At 63.7% G+C, this 20,681-nt stretch carries 19 protein-coding genes and 1 pseudogene; 7 read left to right on the forward strand and 13 right to left on the reverse strand.

The window, feature by feature from the left end:
* Positions 1 to 517: 517 nt before the first annotated feature.
* The 8 genes from art_RS01620 to art_RS01650 all read right to left on the reverse strand — a co-directional run bounded on the left by art_RS01620 (position 518) and on the right by art_RS01650 (position 8,245).
* Complete coding sequence (locus tag art_RS01620; protein ID WP_173425213.1) at positions 518 to 1,783, reverse strand: dihydrolipoamide acetyltransferase family protein; 1,266 nt, start codon at positions 1,781 to 1,783, stop codon at positions 518 to 520.
* 9 nt (positions 1,784 to 1,792) lie between these two features.
* The gene (locus art_RS01625; protein ID WP_038462124.1) at positions 1,793 to 2,818 is read right to left on the reverse strand and encodes an alpha-ketoacid dehydrogenase subunit beta; all 1,026 of its coding nucleotides are present in this window, start codon (positions 2,816 to 2,818) and stop codon (positions 1,793 to 1,795) included.
* 77 nt (positions 2,819 to 2,895) lie between these two features.
* Positions 2,896 to 4,008 (reverse strand): pyruvate dehydrogenase (acetyl-transferring) E1 component subunit alpha, encoded by a 1,113-nt coding sequence (gene pdhA, locus art_RS01630; protein WP_082000498.1) that lies wholly within the window; start codon positions 4,006 to 4,008, stop codon positions 2,896 to 2,898.
* A gap of 97 nt (positions 4,009 to 4,105) precedes the next feature.
* Positions 4,106 to 4,591, reverse strand: coding sequence for a CBS domain-containing protein (locus tag art_RS01635; RefSeq protein WP_038462125.1), 486 nt, complete (start codon positions 4,589 to 4,591; stop codon positions 4,106 to 4,108).
* Between the two features lie 5 nt (positions 4,592 to 4,596).
* Positions 4,597 to 4,734 carry a hypothetical protein gene (locus tag art_RS22005; RefSeq protein WP_157875092.1) on the reverse strand — a complete coding sequence of 46 codons (138 nt, stop codon included), beginning with the start codon at positions 4,732 to 4,734 and terminating at the stop codon, positions 4,597 to 4,599.
* A gap of 105 nt (positions 4,735 to 4,839) precedes the next feature.
* Positions 4,840 to 5,589, reverse strand: coding sequence for a succinate dehydrogenase/fumarate reductase iron-sulfur subunit (locus art_RS01640; RefSeq protein ID WP_038462126.1), 750 nt, complete (start codon positions 5,587 to 5,589; stop codon positions 4,840 to 4,842).
* Positions 5,586 to 7,541: a fumarate reductase/succinate dehydrogenase flavoprotein subunit gene (locus art_RS01645; protein ID WP_216699570.1), complete on the reverse strand. Its 1,956-nt coding sequence runs from the start codon at positions 7,539 to 7,541 to the stop codon at positions 5,586 to 5,588. Before art_RS01645 ends, art_RS01640 begins: the two co-directional genes overlap by 4 nt.
* A complete protein-coding gene (locus art_RS01650) occupies positions 7,529 to 8,245 on the reverse strand; it encodes a succinate dehydrogenase cytochrome b subunit (RefSeq protein WP_173425214.1) in 717 nt (238 codons plus the stop codon). The genes art_RS01645 and art_RS01650 overlap by 13 nt, the downstream gene beginning before the upstream one ends.
* Before the next feature lie 92 nt (positions 8,246 to 8,337).
* Here art_RS01650 and art_RS01655 point away from each other — a divergent pair, with 92 nt between their 5' ends.
* On the forward strand, positions 8,338 to 9,339 hold the full coding sequence (locus tag art_RS01655; RefSeq protein WP_157875093.1) for an NAD(P)-dependent oxidoreductase: 1,002 nt from the start codon (positions 8,338 to 8,340) through the stop codon (positions 9,337 to 9,339).
* Here art_RS01655 and art_RS01660 read toward each other — a convergent pair.
* Positions 9,310 to 10,623: an NAD(P)/FAD-dependent oxidoreductase gene (locus tag art_RS01660; RefSeq protein ID WP_082000047.1), complete on the reverse strand. Its 1,314-nt coding sequence runs from the start codon at positions 10,621 to 10,623 to the stop codon at positions 9,310 to 9,312. The genes art_RS01655 and art_RS01660 overlap by 30 nt on opposite strands.
* A gap of 105 nt (positions 10,624 to 10,728) precedes the next feature.
* Complete coding sequence (locus art_RS01665) at positions 10,729 to 11,268, reverse strand: flavodoxin family protein (RefSeq protein WP_038462129.1); 540 nt, start codon at positions 11,266 to 11,268, stop codon at positions 10,729 to 10,731.
* A gap of 147 nt (positions 11,269 to 11,415) precedes the next feature.
* On the opposite strand from art_RS01665, the gene art_RS01670 reads away from it, so the two are divergent.
* A complete protein-coding gene (locus tag art_RS01670; protein ID WP_038462130.1) occupies positions 11,416 to 12,321 on the forward strand; it encodes a hypothetical protein in 906 nt (301 codons plus the stop codon).
* A 117-nt stretch (positions 12,322 to 12,438) separates the two neighbouring features.
* On the opposite strand, the gene art_RS01675 is transcribed toward art_RS01670, so the two are convergent.
* From art_RS01675 to art_RS01685, 3 genes are all read right to left on the reverse strand, one after another.
* Entirely contained in the window at positions 12,439 to 13,161 is a 723-nt protein-coding gene (locus tag art_RS01675; RefSeq protein ID WP_038462131.1) for a VIT family protein, read from the reverse strand.
* A 9-nt stretch (positions 13,162 to 13,170) separates the two neighbouring features.
* Complete coding sequence (locus tag art_RS21415) at positions 13,171 to 13,572, reverse strand: universal stress protein (RefSeq protein ID WP_367643752.1); 402 nt, start codon at positions 13,570 to 13,572, stop codon at positions 13,171 to 13,173.
* Positions 13,573 to 13,678: 106 nt separating this feature from the next.
* The gene (locus art_RS01685) at positions 13,679 to 16,243 is read right to left on the reverse strand and encodes a phosphoketolase (protein ID WP_367643753.1); all 2,565 of its coding nucleotides are present in this window, start codon (positions 16,241 to 16,243) and stop codon (positions 13,679 to 13,681) included.
* 220 nt (positions 16,244 to 16,463) lie between these two features.
* Here art_RS01685 and art_RS01690 point away from each other — a divergent pair, with 220 nt between their 5' ends.
* The 5 genes and pseudogenes from art_RS01690 (at position 16,464) to art_RS22785 (ending at position 20,679) form a co-directional block, all read left to right on the forward strand.
* On the forward strand, positions 16,464 to 16,964 hold the full coding sequence (locus art_RS01690; protein ID WP_038462135.1) for a universal stress protein: 501 nt from the start codon (positions 16,464 to 16,466) through the stop codon (positions 16,962 to 16,964).
* On the forward strand, positions 16,942 to 19,587 hold the full coding sequence (gene mgtA / locus art_RS01695; protein WP_253901434.1) for a magnesium-translocating P-type ATPase: 2,646 nt from the start codon (positions 16,942 to 16,944) through the stop codon (positions 19,585 to 19,587). The genes art_RS01690 and mgtA overlap by 23 nt, the downstream gene beginning before the upstream one ends.
* Before the next feature lie 204 nt (positions 19,588 to 19,791).
* A pseudogene (locus art_RS23215) lies at positions 19,792 to 20,248 on the forward strand (SPFH domain-containing protein).
* Positions 20,160 to 20,471, forward strand: a complete 312-nt coding sequence (locus art_RS22780) for an SPFH domain-containing protein (protein WP_253901619.1) — start codon at positions 20,160 to 20,162, stop codon at positions 20,469 to 20,471. The pseudogene art_RS23215 and the gene art_RS22780 overlap by 89 nt, the downstream one beginning before the upstream one ends.
* Complete coding sequence (locus tag art_RS22785; protein ID WP_253901437.1) at positions 20,455 to 20,679, forward strand: hypothetical protein; 225 nt, start codon at positions 20,455 to 20,457, stop codon at positions 20,677 to 20,679. Before art_RS22780 ends, art_RS22785 begins: the two co-directional genes overlap by 17 nt.
* The last annotated feature ends 2 nt before the right edge of the window (positions 20,680 to 20,681 follow it).

A 20,681-nucleotide genomic window follows, 5' to 3' on the forward strand; every position in this document is an offset into this window, starting at 1 on the left:
GTGCCGCCAGTTTACCCCCAAGGGAAGGCAACCGGCATGGCCTATCCGGTTGGCTCGTTGTTCCCCACGGCCAGGCCCTATGCCTTAGCCCTTGACGATGCCAGAACAAAGCAGTGAGATAAATGTACGACCCTGGATGCGAAGGTCGTTCCCTCCTCGGCGTCCGCAGATGGTCCGTCGGGAGCATCGCAAAGGCCACGCGGAGGAACACCCGCCCCTGAAAGGGACAGGCGATGAATAATGACCTGATGCCCATTGCATCCGCAACACCTGGCACCATTCCGGCCGCACTTGCACAGCACAGCTCCGAGGCAACATCCTGTGTCTTACAGACGAGCTCGGGAAGCTCTCTATGGCCGAAGAGGCCGGGCCGGTGAAACGCCCTGGAAACACCTGGCGAAACCACAATCTTTTGCGGAGGTTTCTAAATGAGACACCGCCGTCAGCTTCCCGGAGGCCTCGCTATGAGGCGACAAACTGTCCGCGTACTTCAGGGAAAGCAGTGCGATTCCACAGCTCAGATGACAATCCGCAGCGGATCCTCCAGCCGTCGCTTCAGGTCGCTGAGGAACGCCGCGGCGGTGGCCCCGTCAAGTACCCTGTGGTCGGAGGTCATGGTGATCTTCAGGATGCGCCGGCTGCGCAGCTCCCCGTCCTCGACGAACGGCTCCTCGGTGGCCGCCCCCACAGCGAGGATGGCGGCCTCGGGCGGGTTGATGACCGCCGTGAAGTTATCGATGCCAAACATTCCCAGATTACTGATGGTGAAGGTTCCGCCGCTGAATTCCTGCAGGGTCAGTGTCCCGGCGCGGGCCTTTTCCGCCAGGGACCGGGTTTCAGCGGCAATCTGGTCCAGGCTCTTGGCATCGGCGCCGGTGACCACGGGGACAATCAGGCCTTCGTTCAAGGCCACCGCCACACCGATGTTGATCCGCCGGTGCGCCAGGATCCTGTCTCCGGCCCACGATGAGTTCACCTGCGGGTGTGACCTGAGTGTGACGGCGCACGCCCGTACCACCAAGTCTGTGACGCTGACCTTGATACCTTGGTCCGCGAACCGTTCGTTGACTTCGCTCCGGAATTGGAACATTGCGTCGACGCCAACTACAACGGTCAGGTAGAAGTGCGGTGCGGCCGCGCTTTCTGTGAGCCGGCGCGCGGTCACCCTGCGCACCTGGGTCAGCGGGACCTCCACCGAATCTGGGACGGACGACGGCGGCCTGACCGGCTGTGTGCCCTGGTCTGTCGGCTGCGCTTGCCCTGCAAGGCGTGACCGGTCCACTTCCGCCGCGGCTATGGCCGCTGACACATCCGCGCGCACAATCCGCCCACCCGGGCCGGTGCCGGTGATCGTTGCCGGGTCTAGTCCATGCCGGGCAGCCTCTCGCCGAGCCAGGGGGGAGCTCAGCAGCCGCCGCGAGCCGGCACCCGGCTGGACGCCGGTCGTCGCAGGGACGGGTTTCGAAGCGGCCGGGGAGGTGACCTCCTGAGCCGAAGGGATGATGCTGTCCGGTGCGGGAGCCGCGGGTTCCGGGCGGGCGGTGCTGTGGCCGTCGCCGATCACCGCCAGGGGCTGGCCGATCGCCACCGTGGTGCCCTCCTGGACCAGCAGCTTTTCCAAGATGCCGTCGTCGAAGCTTTCCAACTCCATCGTGGCCTTGTCGGTGTCGATCTCGCCGAGCACGTCCCCTTGCCGGACCGCGTCCCCTTCCTTCTTGAGCCAACGGCTGAGCACGCCCTCCTCCATCGTGTCGGAAAGCCTGGGCATGACTACTTCGGGCATGGAATCTTCCTATCGGGTGGCGGGGGCAATGGGGTCGGTTGCTGCCGGGCTGAAGCGGCTGGCGTCGAGTAGCTCGCGGATGACTTTGATTAGGTCGTTTGCATCGGGCAGCGCTGCGAGTTCCAGGGGTTTGGCATAGGGCAGGGGAACTTCTGCCGCTGCCACCCGGCGGACCGGCGCGTCCAGGTAGTCGAAGGCCCCCTCCATGAGGGTGGCGGAGATTTCTGCGCCGACACCGTAGCTGAGCCAGTCGTCTTCGAGGACTACGGCCCTGCTGGTCTTGCGGACGGAAGCGCAGACCGTTTCCCGGTCCAGCGGGCGGAGGCTGCGCAGGTCCACTACTTCGATGGAGATGCCTTCTTCCGCCAGCTGGCGTGCCACTTCCAGGGCCACCGTTGTCGCGCGGGAGTAGGTAATCACGGTCAGGTCGGTCCCTTTCCGCGCCACGGCGGCTTTGCCGAGTTCGGCGACGTGTTCGCCGTCGGGCACCTCGCCCTTGGTGTTGTAAAGGGATAGGTTTTCCAGGAAGATCACCGGATCGTTGTCCCGGATTGCCGCGAGCAACAGCGCCTTGGCATCGGCCGGGGTGGAGGGAGCAACGACCTTCAAACCTGGGACATGCGCGAACCAGACCTCAAGATTCTGTGAGTGGGTGGCGGCCAGCTGCTGGCCACCGCCGCCAGGCATCCGGATTACCAGCGGGACGGGCGTCTGGCCGCCGAACATGCCATAGATTTTGGCAGCATGGTTAATGATCTGGTCCATCGCAATCAAACTGAAGTTCAGCGTCATGATTTCCACCACCGGACGCATCCCCAACATGGCGGCACCGATGGCGGCGCCAACAAAACCTTCCTCGGCGATCGGAGTATCGCGCACCCGTTCGGGGCCGAATTCGGCCAGAAGGCCCGCGGTGATCTTGTAGGAGCCCTCAAAGATCCCGATTTCCTCGCCCAGCAGGATGACGTTGTCGTCCCGGGTCAGCTCGGCCCGGAGGGCATCATTGAGCGCCTGGCGGTACGTGATGACGGGCATGGTGGATCCTACGCTGGGGTTGGGACTTCCCTCGGCGGGACTGATGGGCATGGGATTACCGGCGCTGGGTTCACTGGTCATGGGACCGCCACCGCGGGGTCTCCGGGCAGGGCGTGGGCGGCGTTTGCGACCGGGCTGGCGTAGGCGTAGTCGAAGAGCTGGCCCGGGGCGGGATCGGGGCTTGAGTCGGCGAAGGCGACGGCGGCGGCGACCTTTTTGCCGGCGTCGGCCTCAATGCCCTGTGCCTGGGCCTCGTCCAGCAGGCCTGTATCCAGCAGGTGCCGGCGCAGCAGGGGGACAGGATCCGCGGCCTGCGCGGTTTCGACGTCGGCCGCGGAGCGGTAACGTGCCGGGTCTACCACCGAGTGCCCCCGCAAGCGGTAGCTCATGACTTCCAGCAGTGCGGGCTCGCGTTCCAGCCGCGCACGGTCCAGGGCACGCTGGGCGCCCTCGCGCACCGCCACCGGATCGGTTCCGTCAACGCGCTCACCGGGGATCCTGTACGAACTGCCGCGTTTGTACAGTTCCGGCTCACCGGCGGCGGCCTCGACGGTGGTTCCCATGCCCAAACGGTTGTTGACGACCACGTACACGATGGGCAGGTGCCAGACGGCGGCCAGGTTCAGTGATTCGTGGAACGCGCCGATGTTGGTGGTGCCGTCGCCCATCTGGCACATCACGACCTCGGCGTCCGGCCCTGGCCCGCCGCGGTAGGTCAGGGCCAGGGCTGCGCCGGTGGCGGGCGGAATCTGGCCCCCGACAATGCCGTAACCACCCATCAGCCGGGCCCCGGTGTCAAACATATGCATTGATCCGCCCCGGCCCTTGGACACTCCTGTTGACTTGCCGAAGAGCTCGGCCATCACCCGGCCCGGTTCCAGTCCGCGCATCAGGGCGTATCCGTGGTCGCGGTAGTTGGTAAACAAATAATCGGTGGGCCGCAACGCTGCCATCAGCCCGACGACGGTGGCCTCCTCGCCCAGGTTCAAGTGGCAATAGCCGCCGATCTTGGCGCGTTTGTACATCTGGTCGGCGATGAGCTCGAATTTGCGGATCAGGACCATGTCGGCGTAATAGCACAGAAGGCGTTCAGGGGGGTCGTCCGCGGGGGAAAGCCCGGAGTTCCCAAACTTCTGCGCCGCTGCCGGCTCCTTCCCTCGCGTCGCTGCAGGTTTCCGTCGCTCCGCCATGCGCTCTCCTCCAAGTGTGCTGTGTACTGAGTTCGCGCCGGTGCGCTTTTCCGCCTGCATCCGGCGCGTCCATCCGCGGGCGGCGCGGTGGCGGCATTCACGGCCCAGGGGGCTGTTCCTGCAGCGTGAACCCGGCAGTGTCCCCGCCGCATTTTGGACAGCTGGCCGGTGGACTCTCACCGCGGGCAGGTTCGCCGCAGACGCCGCATACCCACTCGGTGGCGAGCAGCGCCACCAGGTCGCCGCGGCTGATGATGCCGGCCAGGCGCCCGCCGGACAATACCGGCAGCCGGCCGATATGCTGGCTTACCAGCAGCTGGCGGACGTCGGAGATGGCTGTGTCGGGGCTGACGCTGATCACGGCAGTGGTCATGATCTCCGCCGCGGTGCCCCCGGTCTTGGCCAGCAGGTCGTATTCGCTGATTAACCCCAGCACATGGTCCTCCGGATCCACGACGGGAATGCCGCTGATCCGGTGCTTGCGTATGAGGCCGGCGATTGCGCCGACCTCCAGTCCGGGCGGAACGGTCACGACGGGGCGGCTCATGATCCCATCGGCCGTGGTGGCAATCCTTGTATCCATGGTTCCTACCTTCCGTACTCGGCGAGACCCGCCCCGGTGCGGTCCTGCCCGCCAGCGGGGGTGAACACGAGCGCCACCAGGGCGCTCACCCCTAACAGCAGCAGCCCGATCGAGTAGCTGAAGGCGCTTGTTCGCCTTGGCATGCCCCTGTCACAAGATCCCGCCCGCGGATCCGGGCCACGTACAGCGTCCGTTGTCCTGAGCGTATCCCTCCTTGGCCCTTAAAAGGCCGGAATCCAGGAAGCAGTTCAGAGTCCCGGGTCGCCCAGTGCGGAAAGCACGTCGGCATTCAACCGCGAGATCATGTCCAGTGGGATGCCGACCGGGCACACGGCCGTGCATTCGCCAATCTGCGTGCAGCCGCCAAAGCCTTCGGCGTCGTGCGCGGCAACCATGGCCAGTGCCCGGGAGCCCCGCTCGGGCTGGCCTTGGGGCAGTGCGCCCAAATGGGTGGCTTTGGCCCCAGTGAAAAGCATGGCGGAACCGTTGGGGCATGCGGCGACACAGGCGCCGCAACCAATGCAGGTGGCCGCATCGAAAGCCCTGTCTGCTGCGTCTTTGCGCACGAGTGTGGCGGATGCCTCGGGGGCTGCACCGGTCGGCGCGCTGATGTAGCCGCCTGCTTGGATGATGCGGTCCAATGCGCTGCGGTCCACAATCAAGTCCCGCACGACCGGGAATGACTCGGCATGCCACGGTTCGACGTCGATGGTGTCACCGTCGCTGAAGTGGCGCATGTACAGCTGACAGGTGGTGGTGAGCCCCTCCGGGCCGTGGGCCACGCCGTCGATCGCCAGTGAACACATGCCGCAGATGCCCTCCCGGCAGTCGTGGTCGAAGGCGACGGGATCTTCCCCGGTGATAGTGAGCCGTTCGTTCAGGACGTCCAGCATTTCCAAAAACGACATGTCGGCGCTGATGCCGTCGACGTCGTAACTGACCATGCTGCCGGGGGAGTGGACGTTGTGCTGGCGCCAAATGCGCAGGGTGATTTTCATTTGTAACTCCTCTGCGTCAACTCCACGAACTCGTAGTCAAGGTGTTCCCTGTGCAGCCTGGGCGGGGCGTTCTCGCCGTCGAACTCCCAGGCCGCGACGTAGGCGAACGCGTCGTCGTCACGCAACGCCTCGCCGTCCCCGGTCTGGCTCTCCGTGCGGAAATGGCTGCCGCAGGATTCCCCGCGGTGCAGCGCATCGATGCACATAAGTTCGGCCAGCCCAAAAAAGTCTGCCACGCGACCGGCACGCTCAAGGCTCTGGTTCAGCTCCTCGTTGCTGCCGGTGACCTTGAGGTTGCTCCAGAACTCCTCGCGGAGCGCCCGGATGAGCGCCACGGCGTGCACGAGCCCCTCGGCATTGCGCTCCATCCCGCAGTATTCCCAGACGATGGCGCCCAGTTCCTTGTGGAAGGAATCAACGGTGCGTTCACCGTTGATCGACAGGAGCGTGTTGATGCGTTCGCGGACTTCCTCCATGGTTGCCACCACCTCGGGATGGGATTCATCCACGACGCCGGAGGGCTGGGTTTTCGCCAGATAGTCGCCGATGGTGTTGGGCAGGATGAAGTAGCCGTCCGCCAGGCCCTGCATCAGGGCGCTGGCGCCGAGCCGGTTCGCCCCGTGGTCGGAAAAGTTTGCCTCCCCGATGACGAACAGCCCGGGGATGGAGCTCGCCAAATCGTAGTCGACCCACAGCCCGCCCATGGTGTAATGCACGGCCGGGTAGATGCGCATGGGCACCTGGTAGGGGTCTTCGTCGGTGATTTTCTGGTACATGTCCAGCAGGTTGCCGTACTTCTCCTCGATCGAAGAACGGCCCAGGCGGGCGATGGCGTCGCCCAGGTCCAGGTACACGCCCCGGCCGCCGGGGCCCACGCCCCGTCCGGCGTCGCACTGGTTTTTAGCGGCCCGGGAGGCAACGTCGCGGGGAACGAGATTGCCGAAGGACGGATACGCGCGCTCCAAATAGTAGTCGCGTTCCGTCTCGGGGATGTCCCTGGGATTGCGGGTGTCCCCGGCCGTGGCCGGCACCCAGATGCGGCCGTCGTTGCGCAGGGATTCGCTCATGAGCGTCAATTTCGACTGGTGCTCGCCGCTGGCGGGGATGCAGGTCGGGTGGATTTGGGTGAAGCACGGGTTCGCGAAGAAGGCGCCCCTGCGGTGGGCCCGCCAGATCGCCGTCGTGTTGCACCCCATCGCGTTGGTGGAGAGATGGTAAACGTTGCCGTAGCCCCCGCTTGCCAGCACGACGGCGTCGGCCAGGTGGGTCTCCAGCGTTCCGGTCACCATGTCACGGACAACAACTCCGCGGGCCTTGCCGTCGATGACAATCAGGTCAAGCATTTCATGGCGGGTGTTGACCTCCACCGTGCCGGCCGCGGCTTGGCGCTCGAGCGCCTGGTAGGCGCCCAGCAGCAGCTGCTGGCCGGTTTGGCCCCGCGCGTAGAACGTGCGGGAAACCTGGACCCCGCCAAAGGAGCGCGTATCCAGCAGCCCGCCATAGTCGCGGGCGAAGGGGACGCCCTGGGCCACGCACTGGTCAATGATGGCGGAGCTGACCTCCGCCAGGCGGTAGACGTTGGATTCCCGCGAACGGTAGTCACCGCCCTTGACGGTGTCGTAAAAGAGTCGGCGGACGCTGTCGCCATCATTGCGATAGTTCTTGGCGGCATTGATGCCGCCCTGTGCTGCAATGCTGTGGGCGCGCCGGGCGCTGTCCTGGTAACAAAAACTCGTGACTTGGTAGCCGGCCTCGCCGAGCGTTGCCGCCGCCGAGGCCCCTGCCAATCCAGTGCCGACGACGATGATGGAGAGTTTGCGGCGGTTCGCCGGGTTGATCAGCTTGGCGCCGAAGCGGCGCGCCTCCCAGCGGTCCTGGACCGGTCCGGCCGGCGCCTTGGTGTCCCGGATGGGCTCCCCAACGGTAAACAGCCCTGTCGTCACTGCACCCACCCCACCAGAATCACCAGCGGCGGAATGAGGAATCCCACCAGTAGTATCGCGGCGACCACGGTGGCCGTCACGTTGAGGACACGCCTGCGCGCAACAGAGGTGTTGGCGCCCAGGGAAGCGAACGCGCTCCACACCCCGTGGCGCAAATGGAAGCCGAGGGCGATCAGTGCCACGGCATAGGAGAGCACCACCCACCCGATGGAGAAGCCGTTGACCATGCGCTGGTACGGGCTCGACGACGTCCCGCCGGGTGCGATGACATCGGCAGTCAGGTGCAGGATGTGGTAAACGACGAACAAGCCGATGACGATGCCGCCCCACCGCAGCGTGAAGGAGGCGTAGCTGCGCTGGACGCCGCGGCGGTTCTTTGTACTCTCATAACGCCACGCGCCTTTGCCGCGTGTTGCTGCCCGCGATCGAAACCACAGCGTAAATGCCGCATATATATGGATGCCAACGCTCAGCAGCAGGGCCACGCGGATGATCCACAGCGCCCCACTGTGTGGCAGCAACGGCTCACCGATCTCACGCAAATACTCCGAATAACCGTCGAACGCCTGCTGGCCTTCGAAGATCTTCAAGTTGCCGTACATGTGGGCCAGCAGGAAAAGGAGCATGACCAGTCCGGAAACAGCCATCCCTGCGTGCAGCACCACGGAGGAACGTAGTGCCTTTTGCCGTGCTCCAACACTGTTGACGGGCATGCCCCCACTGTAGACACCATTGGCTGAATGCACCATGAAACGTTGCGAACGTGAAAACTTGTGTGTTTGGTGCCGTGACCTACGATGAAGCCATGACCACCCACGAGCAGTCATCACCGGATCGGCGGATATCCGTGGTTGTCGGCGTCCCGGCGGATAAACACGTGATCGGTGCCATCAAGAACGTGGACAGCACCATTGATGTTCGCCATGACCGGCCCTTGGATCCGGCGGCGCTAAGGCGGATGCTGGTACAGGCGGAGGTCATCTTTGGAATTCCGGCCGGCACGCCCGCGCAATTGAAGGAGCTGCTGGACGGCAATGCGGGACTGCGCTGGGTCCACGCCACAAATCAGGACGAGCTTGAGCGGCTGCAGAACGCTGATCTCAGCGACGAAACACGCGAACGAATCCAGCTCACCGGACCCGGGGGGAGTCATGCCGCGGCGCTGGCCGAATTCGCCATGCTTGGCCTGCTTACGTTCGCCAAGCAAGGCCAAAAAGCCAAGCCCGGCACCTGCGCATCGCCGGGAACCGACCGCCCGTCAGAACTTGCCGGCCAGACGCTTCTCGTCGTGGGACTGGGCCGCGTCGGTGCCGAAGTCGCACGCCTGGGCAAAGCCTTCGGCATGAGGGTCATGGCCATGACCCGGACCGGAAATGGCCAAGCACCCCATGTGGACGAGCTCCGTCCAGCACGTTTTTTGGGGGACATGCTCCCGGTCTCCCACGCCGTCGTGCTGGCCCTGCCGCAGAACGAACAAACGACAGGCTTGCTCGGCACGGGGGCGATCCGCAAGATGCGGCACGACGCCATCCTGGTCAATGTGGGGCACGGCGGGGTTCTCGACGGGCAGGCACTCATCGAAGGGCTTGAACAAGGACAGCCGGCAGCGGTTCTGTTGGACGCGTATTCCGCCGCACAGCTGCCGGGCGACAGTGCACTGCGGTCGATGCCCAACGTGCTGATCAGCCCCCACGCGGCTGCCGACACACGCCAGGAAAACGCCCGCAACACGGAGCGCTTTACCGCAAACCTGCGCCGATACCTGCGTGGCGAAAGGCTATCGGGGCTGGTCCTGCCCACTGCCTAACGGGGTGGGTACTGTATTCTCTGCGCCTGCATTCTTCGGCTCGGCATTCTTCGCGTCGGCGAGAACCTCGGCCAGGGGGATGGACGCATCGGCGAGCTTCACGCCGTCGACCTTCAGGCCCGAACGCACCAAGTCCTTGATCACCTCGGTGACATCCCAAACATTAACGTTCATGCCCGCGAGGACCTGGAGGTCCTTGAGCCAGAAGGCAACGAACTCAAGGGTGTCCATGTTGCCGCGGACAATGACCTGGTCATAACCGCCGGACTCCACAAAACCGGAATACTCCATGCCGAGCTCATACTGGTCGCTGTAAAAGTACGGCACCTCGTCATAGCTGGCAGCCAGGCCCAGCATGGACCTGGCGGCGACGGCCGGCTGGCTGAATGCGTTAAACCAGTGCTCCATGCGGAGGTGCCGGCCCAGCATGGGATGGAAGGCGTTGGCGACGTCACCGGCTGCGAAAATATCCGGATCCGAGGTGCGCAGGTGCTCATCGACGGTGATGCCGTTGTCCACATGAAGGCCTGCGTCCTCGGCTAGGGAGGTGTTCGGCAGTGCCCCGACGCCAACGACCACCAGATCCGCATCCACCCGTGTGCCATCGTTGAGCTGCACGCCCGTCGCCCTGCCGTCAGCATTGGAGATGATGCGCCGGAGGTGGGTGCTTGTCCGCAGATCCACGCCATGAGCCCGGTGGAGACGGGCGAAAACCGCGGCAGTTTCCCTTCCAAGAATACGCATTAGGGGGACGTCACCGCGCTCCAAAAGGACCACCTCGACGTTGGCCGCGCGGGCCGCGGCGGCAACTTCCAGTCCAATCCACCCGCCGCCGATGATGACCACGCGTTTGGCTTGGGTGAAGGCAAAGCGGAGCTGGATGGAGTCCTCGACCCTGCGGAGGTAGTACACGCTGTGGGGTCCGGCGTCGGGCAGCTCACGCGGGGAGGCGCCTGTGGTCAGCAGGAGCTTGTCGTAGGCGAGGCGATTTCCGTTGCCCAACTGAATTTCCCGCTGAGCGCGATCGATGGCTGTGACCTTGGTGCTGGTGTGAAGTTCAATGTCATGATCCGCGTACCACTGCTTCGGATGGACGTAGATCTTTGCCCTTTCAGAGGTGCCCTGCAGAAAGCTCTTGGACAGGGGCGGCCGTTCATAGGGCCGCTCAGGTTCCGCCCCGAACAGCAGGATGCGCCCGTTGAACCCTTCGGACCGCAGTGCTTCCGCAGCTTTTGCACCAGCAAGACCGGCCCCAACAATCACGAAAGTCTGCTGTGCACCCATGGTTGGCTCCTTATCTGATTCCGGCGATTCCTGTTTTGGCATCCACCATTGCTGCCGACTCTACTGGCAGGCGGGCCGTGTGCGGGTGGTGTGTCCCAGCACGGCTCAGTGGTGGATGAACGTTTCCATGGCTTTGCCCACGCTCGTGCCCCAGGTGCGGGCCCGGGCCAGTTCGCCGTCGTCAAGGGTGTTGTCCTTGGACACCAGGAAGCTCTCCGCCGAAATGACGGCGCGCGAGCCCCGTTTCGTGAGCGCGTGCTCGATGTGCCCTGATGCTGCTCCCGAGAGGATGCGCGCCATGTCCCTTCGGGTGTCGAAGGCAGCACAGAGGGCAGGAACCAGTTCAAGGTCCTTGATCCATTCGCGCACCCCCGTTCCTGGCGCCGAGGGTTCCAGCGTGAGGTTCCTTGATGTGTCGTTCGCCCAGGTTGTTGCTTCTTCGCGTGAGGCGGGCCTTGTCATGCCATGCACATGCGTGGGGCCGCCGAGAACCACCAAGTTGGCGGAACGTGCGGCTTCTTCGGCGAGCTTGTCGTTGACATTTGCCGTGACCACCACGCCGAAGGGTGCAAGTCCCTCAGCGATGGCCAACGCGATTCTGCGGGTGTTGCCAAACATGGATTCATAGACGACGACGATGCTCATCTTGAGTGCCTTTCTTGCGGATGAAGGGTGGCAGGGTGCTGCTTCAAGGCTTGCTGGCCCTGGTCCTTTCCGCAAGGGCCGAACGTCCCGCACGGGGCGGGACGTTCGGCCCTGGCCCATGGAAAATCCCAGGCGTATGTTCAAGGAATGAGAACCAATCGTTGTCTGGCCGCTGGCCTCGGGCTGCTCGCAGCACTGGTTGTCAGCTATGCCATCTTGGGCCCGCTCATCCTGAATCAGATCCATTTCAGGACCTCGAGTTCGGGTCTTAACCAGATCCGTGGCGGGGATCTGGCGGCACTGGCCGTCGTCGTCCCTGTGTGCGTGGTGGTTGGCGTCTTGGCATGGCGCAACCATCCTGCCGCTCCCGTGCTGGCTCTCGCACCGGCACTGTTTGCGATGTACACCTATTCTCAGCTGATCCTGGGTAATGAATACCTGAAGCTGCCAGGCAACGTTGAACGGTACTTCCCCTTGCTGCTGGCCATGTTTCTGGTCTCTGCGGCTGTGGTGCTACTTGGTTGGACCCAGATTGTGCCCGGCAATCTGCCGCCGATGTCCGGACGTCTCGGGCGGGGCAGCGGCATTTTGCTAGTGGTCATAGCGGTGTTTGTCGTGGTTGGGCTGCACCTGCGGTCGCTGGTTGATGCGATGAGTGAGCAACCGGCCGGCGCCGCCTACCTAGACACACCAGTGACTTTTTGGGTGGTCAAATTCTACGACTTGGGTATCGTTGCTCCGGCAGCATTGTGCGTTGGCGTAGGCCTGCTTCGACGTTACCTGTGGGCCCGCAAACCGGCGTACGGGATCCTTGGCGCATATGTACTGCTCGCTTGGTCGGTTGCCGGAATGGCGTTTAGCATGCTGCTCAACGGGGACCCCGACGCATCAGTCGCCCAGTTTGGTGGCATGGCGGCACTTGCCAGTGCAGGATCGGTCTTCGCGTACTTGCTGTACCGGCCGCTTTTCGTCATGGCAGGATCAGCCGTGCACGCGCCGGTCACCGCATCAGGGAGAGGCCGAGAGCAGCGGAGCTTGCGCAGGTCGGTTTGAGTTGACAGGCAGGACCCAACGGTGCCCGTACAAACCTGGCGATCAGTGCCATGGACGTTGAGGCCGCAAGGGACGCGGTCAAGCCGAGCCCGAAGCTGGCGCTCAGCCCGAAGGCCACTAAATGATCCCGGTTGCCCCAAGCGCGCGGCCAATGCCGTAGGTTGCTGCGAGGGCCAGGGCGCCGCCGATGACAAGGCGTGTCGCCGAGGTGGTCTTCGAGCTGCCCCCGATGGCGGCGCTCAGTGTGCCGGTGAGGGCAAGGGCCAGCAGGACGGCGGCGAACGTCACCGGGATCCGGAATCCGGCGGGCGGCAGCAGGATGGCGATCAGCGGCAGTATGGCTCCGATGGTGAATGCGGCCGCCGAGGCGTAGGCGGCCTGCCATGGATTGGCCTCGTCGTGCTCGTTGATGTTCAGTTCGGCGGAGAGATGGGCGGCCAGGGCGTCGTGGCCGGTCAGCTCGAGTGCCACCTGCTCCGCCGTTGCTGCGCTCAGCCCCTTGGCCAGGTACAGACCGGTGAGCTCGGCCAATTCCGCTTCCGGGTCCTCGGCCAGCTCCTGGCGTTCCTTTTCTATCAGTGCCCGCTGGCTGTCGCGTTGACTGCTGACGGAGACATATTCGCCCAATGCCATGGACACGGCGCCACCCACCAGGGCGGCAATGCCTGCCACAAGAATCGGGGTGGGCGCGTTGGTCACGCCGGCCACTCCGACGACGGTGGCTGCAACCGAGACGATGCCGTCGTTGGCGCCGAGGACTCCGGCCCGAAGCCAGTTCAGGCGCCCCGCAATGTTGGCCGTGTGCGGTTCATTGTCGTGGGACCCTGTTAAGTTACTCATGGGCCCAAACTAGCAGGCGGGCCCTTGCACCAGCTTGTCCGTGAAGGGCGGGGCGGCCGCTGGCAGCCTATGTCTGGTGTTCTCCCACCTTGGCGCGTGGACTACGACCACCGGGCAATGGGCGTGGGCTGTGCAGACTGTGCTGGCGGAACCCATCAGCAGCCCCCGGAAACCACCCATGCCCCGCCGGCCAAGAGCCAGCAGCGCCGCATCCCTGCTGGCTTCAATCAGTGGTGGCCGGGCTGGTCCCTGAACAAGCTGGGTCGTGAGAGTCCTGGGCCAGTCCAGGCCGAACACTTTCTCAACGGCAGTGTCGAGGATTTTTTGCGCAGCCCCCTTGAAATCGAAGCCATCTAACGCGTAGGGCACTGCATAGGCGCTGGGGTAGTTCCAGCATGTCAAGGCCGTCACGCGCGCGTTGAGCGGGTTCGCCAACCATGCTGCTTGAAGCAGGCCTCAATGGACGACTCTGGTCCGTCGACACCCACGAGGATGGTGACGGGTCCGTGCTCGGTGGTCATGGCGCATTCCTGCGGTCCTCCGGCGGCGTCCAGACCCAGTCGCGAATTTCCGGCAGGTCTTCCAGGTGCTCGTGAATGTAGCTCTCATGATTGGCAAGCATCTGCTGGCAGTGGTCCGCCAATTCCTGTGCGCCGTCAAAGTGGCCGATCACCCGGTTCAGGGCCTCCAAAGCGAGGTGGTATCGGCTCATCCTGTTCAGGACCACCATGTCGAACGGGGTGGTTGTGGAGCCTTGCTCGTTGTAGCCACGGACGTGGAACCTGCCCGGGTTCGGGCGGCCGTGCAGCAGCTGGTGGAAGGCCCGGGCATATCCATGCCAGGCCACAATCACCTCGCCGCCATCGGTGAAGAGCTTTTCAAAGTCGACGTCGGAGAGCCCGTGGGGGTGCGTGTCGCGTGGCGGCAGCACGAGCAGATCCATGACGTTGACCACGCGCACCCGCAGCCCTGGGACATGATGCTGGAGCAGCCACGCGGCGGCCAAAGTCTCCTCTGTTGGGACGTCGCCGGCGCAGGCCATGACAATGTCCGGTTCGGTTGCCCCCGCCGGCTCGTCAGGGGTGGTGATGGAGGAATCGGTGCCGGACAAGGCGCTCCTGTGGGTGATCTCTTCGCTGGGTGTGTCGTTATTTCCTGCCCAATGCCAGATCGAGGCACCGGCAGCCGCATGCTTGCGGGCGTCGTCGAGGTTCAAATACTGGGGGTGGGCCTGCTTGTCCACGACCACCAAATTCACGTAGTCCTTGCTGAGCAGGACATGTTCGGCTGCGGCCAGCAAGGTGTTGGAATCCGGTGGCAGGTAGACGCGGATGACGGAACCCGAGAGTGAGAGGACGGTGTCGATCAGGCCCGGTCCCTGATGGCTGAAGCCGTTGTGGTCATTGCGCCAACAGGTTGAGGTGAGCAAGATGTTGAGACTGGGCACGGGGGTTCGCCACGCCAGTTCGCGGGCGTGCTGGAGCCATTTGGCATGTTGGATGGTCATGGAGGCGCTGACCATGGCAAACGCCTCATAGGTGGCGAACAGCCCGTGCCGCCCCGTCAGGACGTAGCCTTCGAGCCAGCCCTGGCAGAGGTGTTCGGAGAGGACTTCCATGACGCGCCCGTCGGGGGACAGATGGTCATCACCGTCCCGGATGGCCTCCATTTGGCACCTGTCGGTGACTTCGAAGACGGCGCCCAGCCTGTTGCTGTTGGTCTCGTCAGGGCTGAACAGCCGGAAACGGGGATCGTGGGAGGTGTCCGTGTAGATGTCCCGGAGCATTTCACCCAGGGGCCTGGTGGTCTCGTGCTTGAGGGACCCCGGAACGGGCACGTCAAGGGCATAGTTTTCAAGGGGGCGCAGAGGCAGCGGGGCCGTGTCCGCGCCGCCGTTGGCCCAGGGGTTGGCGCCCATGCGCAAGTCACCTTGCGGGGCGAGGGCAGCCAGTTCCGGCACCAGCCGGCCGGCAGCATCAAAGAGTGTTTCGGGCTTGTAGGAGCGCAGCCAGGCCTCCAACTGGGCCAGGTGGGCGGGATTTTCACGGACACCTGCCAGTGGGACCTGGTGGGCGCGGAACGTGCCTTCCACCTGAATTCCGTCGACAACACCGGGGCCGGTCCAGCCTTTGGGCGTGCGCAGGATAATCGCCGGCCAGTGAGCGGGGCCGGTGATGCCGCATCGGCGCGCCTGCTCCTGGATCTGGAGAATACGGGCGTGGGCGTTCTCCACAGCCTCTGCCAGTTGGGGGTGCACCAGCGCGGGGTCGTTGCCGGAGACGACGACGGGGTCCCAGCCGTGTGCGCGCAGCAGCGCCATGACCTGCTCGTCGGACTGGCGGCCAAGCACTGTGGGGCCGGAGATCTTGTAGCCGTTGAGGTGAAGTATCGGAAGGACGGCTCCGTCCCGGCCTGGGTTGAGGAAGGCAGGAGCCTTCCATGCACCCTCCAGGGGGCCGGTTTCGGCTTCCCCGTCGCCAACCACGCAGGCCACGATGAGCTCCGGGTTGTCCATGGCTGCTCCCGCGGCATGTGCCAGCGAATAGCCCAGTTCCCCGCCTTCGTGGATGGACCCGGGGGTCGGCGGACCGACATGGCTGGGGATGCCGCCGGGGGTGGAGAACTGGCGGATCAAGCGCCGAAGCCCCTCAGGGTCCTGGCTGACGCGGGGATAGATTTCAGAGTAGGTCCCCTCCAGATAGAGATTTGCAATCACGGCCGGGCCGCCATGGCCGGGGCCGGCCACGAACAGTATTTTGGCTCCGGTATTGCGAATGAGCCGGTTCAAATGGACGTAGATCAAGGACAGTCCGGGGCTGGTTCCCCAATGGCCGAGCAAGCGCGGCTTGATTTGTTCCGCTCCAAGGGGGGACTGCAGCAGGGCATTCTCCTGCAGGTAGATCTGCGCCACTGTCAGGTAGTTGGCAGCATCCCAATATCGGTTGAGGAGCTCAAGCTCGTACGGCCCCAGTATGGGTTCGGCATCTACAGCGTCGGCATTGTTTTGAGCTTTGGTGCTGACTTGATTGAGCCGGTTCTTCAAGGTTGACTCCGTGTCCTCGTTGGTCCCCTGCGAGCCCAAGTGACTGACTCACTGACGCAGGTAGTCTACGTCCGTTCCCTCAAGAGTGGCACGATGCAGCCCTGGCAGTTAGGGACCTTGGACCCTGTGCAGCCTGCGCGTCCGGCCCCGATCATTGAGATGGAAGGACCGTCTGGAGCCCAAACGGTACCGGTGGCACCCCGTGCCCTTAACTGAGAGGGCATCGTGGCTGCAAAGAAAATGAAGGACGGTTGAACGCATGGAAGACCAGACAACCCGCGAAGATTCGCACATTGTGGTCGGGGTCGACGGATCCCCTGAGTCCGTGCTGGCCCTGAATTGGGCGAAAACTTTGGCGCCCGCACTTGATGCGACCATCGTTGCTGTCACTGCGTGGCATTTTGAAACCTCCCTTGGGCCCTATGCGGCTGCGGAGTGGGATCCCGAAGCCGATGCGCAGAAAATCTTGCAGGATGCGCTGGCCGAAGCTTTTGGCGACCAGCTCCCGGCCGGCCTCAGCAGCCAGGTGGATCGGGGCCGTCCGGCACAAGTTCTGCTGGAAGCGGGAAAATCCGCGCAGATGCTCATTGTCGGCTCCCGCGGGCATGGCGGGTTCACAGGGCTGCTGCTGGGGTCAGTCAGTTCGGCCTGTACAGAACACGCGAACTGTCCCGTTCTCGTGGTCCACAGTGGTTCGCAGGCGCCGGCCGGTGGCGATTCTGAGCGTGAGGTTGCCTGTGAGCCTGCCGACAACGTCTGAGGCAGCCAGCGCAGCCCCGTTGTCCATGGTTGATTCAGCCCACCGGGCTGGTGGGCTGGTGCTGGAGAATCTTCAGTCCACGGAACAAGGTCTTAGCGGCGAGGAGGCCGTACGGCGGCTGACAGTGGTGGGGCCCAACGCCCTGCGAACACACAAAGCCAACCCTTGGTCGGTTCTGGGGCGGCAGCTTCGCAGCCCGATATTGATTCTTTTGATAATCACGGCTGGATTGTCCCTGTTCCTTGGGGACGCCACAAATTCGATTGTCATTGGCGTCATTTTGGTGGTGAGCATCGGTTTGGGGTTCAGCAATGAATTTCGGGCCGAACTGGCCGCCGAAGCACTGCATTCACGCGTCACGCACACCGTCGTTGTCCTCCGGGATGGCAACGCGCGCCAGATCGACGTCGTGAATCTCGTGCCCGGTGACGTGGTCCGGTTGGCCCTGGGTGCCATCGTTCCGGCGGATATCAGGCTGCTCAACAGCGAAAACCTGTTGTGCGACGAAAGCATTCTCACGGGGGAGTCGCTGCCAGTGGAGAAGGAACCGGCACCAATCGTCGGGGACGCGTCATTGGGGGACTTGGGTTGCTGTCTTTTCATGGGGACCATCGTCCAAACCGGCAGCTGCACAGGCGTCGTCGTGGCCACCGGCGGCCGGGCCGAGTTTGGCCGGATCGCCCTGGGACTGGGTGAGCACCAGCCGCAAACCGAATTTCAGCTGGGCCTGAAGCGATTCTCGTTCCTGCTTCTGCAGGTGGCGGTCGTCCTGACCACCTTGATTTTCATCGCCAACCTGCTGCTGGGCAGGCCCCTGATCGACTCCCTGCTCTTTTCCCTCGCCATAGCCGTCGGCATCACGCCCCAGCTGCTGCCCGCCGTCGTCAGCACCTGCCTGGCCGCCGGCACCCGGGCGCTGGCCAAGCGGAAGGTGCTGGTCAAGCGCCTGATCTGCATCGAGGACCTGGGCGACATGGACGTGCTGGTCACCGACAAGACCGGGACGCTGACGGAGGGCCGCATCAGCTTTACGGCGGCGCTGCCCGTTCAGTCCGGGACTTCCGAGGCCGAGCTGTTTGCCTTGGGGCTGGTATCAACGGAGGCCGACTACTCACACGGCACAGTGTCCACCGTCGGCCAGAACCCCCTGGACGCTGCGCTCTGGGAATCGCAGCTGGCCCAGGATTTTGAGCCCGGCAGCCAAAAACGCTTGGGCATCATTCCCTTTGACCACCAGCGACGGATGACCAGTGTCCTGGTGGCCGACCGTGCCGGAACCCGGAGCCTCGTCACCAAGGGTTCGCCGGAGGACGTGCTGCGGCTCTGCAGCGATGTGCCGCCGCAGGCGCAGGCCCAGCTCGATGAACAGTACGACGCCGGAGCCCGGGTCATCGCCGTCGCAACCCGTGCCGCCGGGGGAATGACCGCGGTTGGGCCGGCCGATGAGCGTGAGCTGTCACTGGCCGGGTTCCTGATCTTCCTTGACAAGCCCAAGGCCAACGCCAAGGAATCCCTGATTGATTTGGCCAGCCTGGGCATTGCCGTCAAAATCGCCACCGGCGACAACGCCAAGGTTGCCGAAAAAGTGTGCAGGGACCTTGGTCTGGTCTCGGGCGGGACCCTCACCGGGATCCAGGTCGGGGCCCTGACGGACCCCGAACTTGGTGCCGCTGCGAGGGAGGCGAGCATCTTTGCCCGCGTGTCACCCGAACAAAAGGCCCGCATCATCAGACTGCTGCGCCAACAAGGCCGCGCCGTCGCCTTTCTGGGCGACGGCGTCAACGATGCCTTGGCACTGCACCAGGCCGACGTCGGCATCTCCGTGGACAGCGCCACCGACGTGGCCAAGGACGCCGCGGACATCGTCCTGATGGACAAGGACCTGGGTGTCCTGGCGGAGGGGGTGCGTGAGGGGAGGCGGATCTTTGCCAACACCATCAAGTACGTCCTGATGGGAACCTCAAGCAATTTTGGCAACATGTTCAGCGCAGCCGCGGCCTCCGTCGTGTTGAGCTTCCTGCCCATGCTGCCGGGCCAGATCCTGCTCAACAACCTGCTTTATGACACCGGACAGCTGGCCATCCCCGGTGACCGGGTCGACAAGGAGCTGCTGCTGGCCCCGTCGCATTGGGACATCGCCTTCATCCGGCGGTTCATGCTGTTGTTTGGTCCCATCAGCTCCGTTTTTGACTTTGCCACCTTTGGCTTGATGCTGTTCGTGTTCAATGCTGCACCGGGCGAATTTCGGGCCGGCTGGTTCATTGAATCCATCGCCACACAGACCCTGATCATTTTCGCCATCAGGACCCGCCGCGTGCCGTTTTTCCGCAGCCGCCCGTCGGCCGGGCTGCTCTGGGCATCACTGGGCGTGGTCGCCCTGGGCATCTACCTTCCGCTTTCCCCCTTGGCAGGAGTCCTGGGCTTTGACCCGTTGCCGGTGCCCTTCTTCCTGGCCCTCCTGGCCATGACCGTGGTGTATCTGGTGCTGGTCGAATTCGCCAAGCAGTGGTTCTTCTCCCGCCCCGTCCAGCAATCCCCAACAGTGCGCCGGCGGGGCCGCGCCCCCCACATTCAACGCCGCGCGGCCCGGTTCAGCGTGTCACGTCCGCTCAGGTCACCGTGAAACTCCACCACCAGTCTCCGTCCCCGGGAAGAACGGTTCCAGCCGCCGGCTAAGGTGCCGTCATTGTCGACATGGACGGGGTCGACGCACGGGAATGGGGTTGAATTGGGGTCTTTGGATTCTCCACTCAGAGAACAGCCAGCCTTACCGTTGGACGTAGCCTCATGATTCTTCACGAGCCTTATTCATCGCTAAGGACACGCCATGACACTCCTCGTTGTCATCATTGTAGTTACCGTCGTACTGCTACTTCTCGCTGCCCTGTTGGCCATCCACGTGGTGAACCAGTATGAATCCGGCGTCGTCTTCCGGCTGGGCCGTGTCACAGGCATCAAGCCGCCTGGCCTGGCAGTGATCATCCCGGTGATAGACAGGCTGCACAAAGTCTCGATGCGCATCATCACCATGCCCATCCAGTCCCAGGGACAACGTCAGCGTGGACATTTCAGCCGTCGCCTATTTTCGTTTGATGGATGCTGTGAAGTCAGTTGGGGCCATTGAAAACGTCTACGCCGCGATCGACCAGATAGCCCAGACCACGCTCAGAAAAGTAGTTGGCCAACACACCCTCGATGAAACACTCGCCGAAACGGATGCCATCAACTCAGGGATCAGGGATCAGGGAAATTCTGGATGTAACCACCTTGGAATCGGGTGTTGAAGTGACGTTGGTCGAACTCAAGGACATTCAACTTCCTGACAGCATGAAGCGTGCCAGGCCCCGGCAGGCGGAAGCCGAGCGGGAAAAGAGGGCGAAGATCATTGCTGCTTTGGGTGAGTCGTTGGCAGCAGCGGCGCTCGGCGACGCGTCGGACGCCATGATGGCCCACCCCCCTGGCCCTCCAACTGAGAAACCTTCAAAGTCTGGTGGAGTTCGGCGTTGACAAGAACACCACAGTTGTCTTCCCTGCGCCGCTGATGAGCACCATCAGCGAGCTGGGCGCTTTCCTGGCCCGCGAAACCGCGTCAGCGAAGGCAGTACAAGATCCGCCCGTCGTCCCGCTGGGAACCCCCGTCGGCGTCACGGCCCCTCTTCCAGCCGGTACGGAACAGGGACAGGCAGATTCCTACGGGATTGTCCGGACCAACTGACT

The sequence above is a fragment of the Arthrobacter sp. PAMC 25486 genome (genome assembly GCF_000785535.1).
Lineage (GTDB): Bacteria > Actinomycetota > Actinomycetes > Actinomycetales > Micrococcaceae > Specibacter.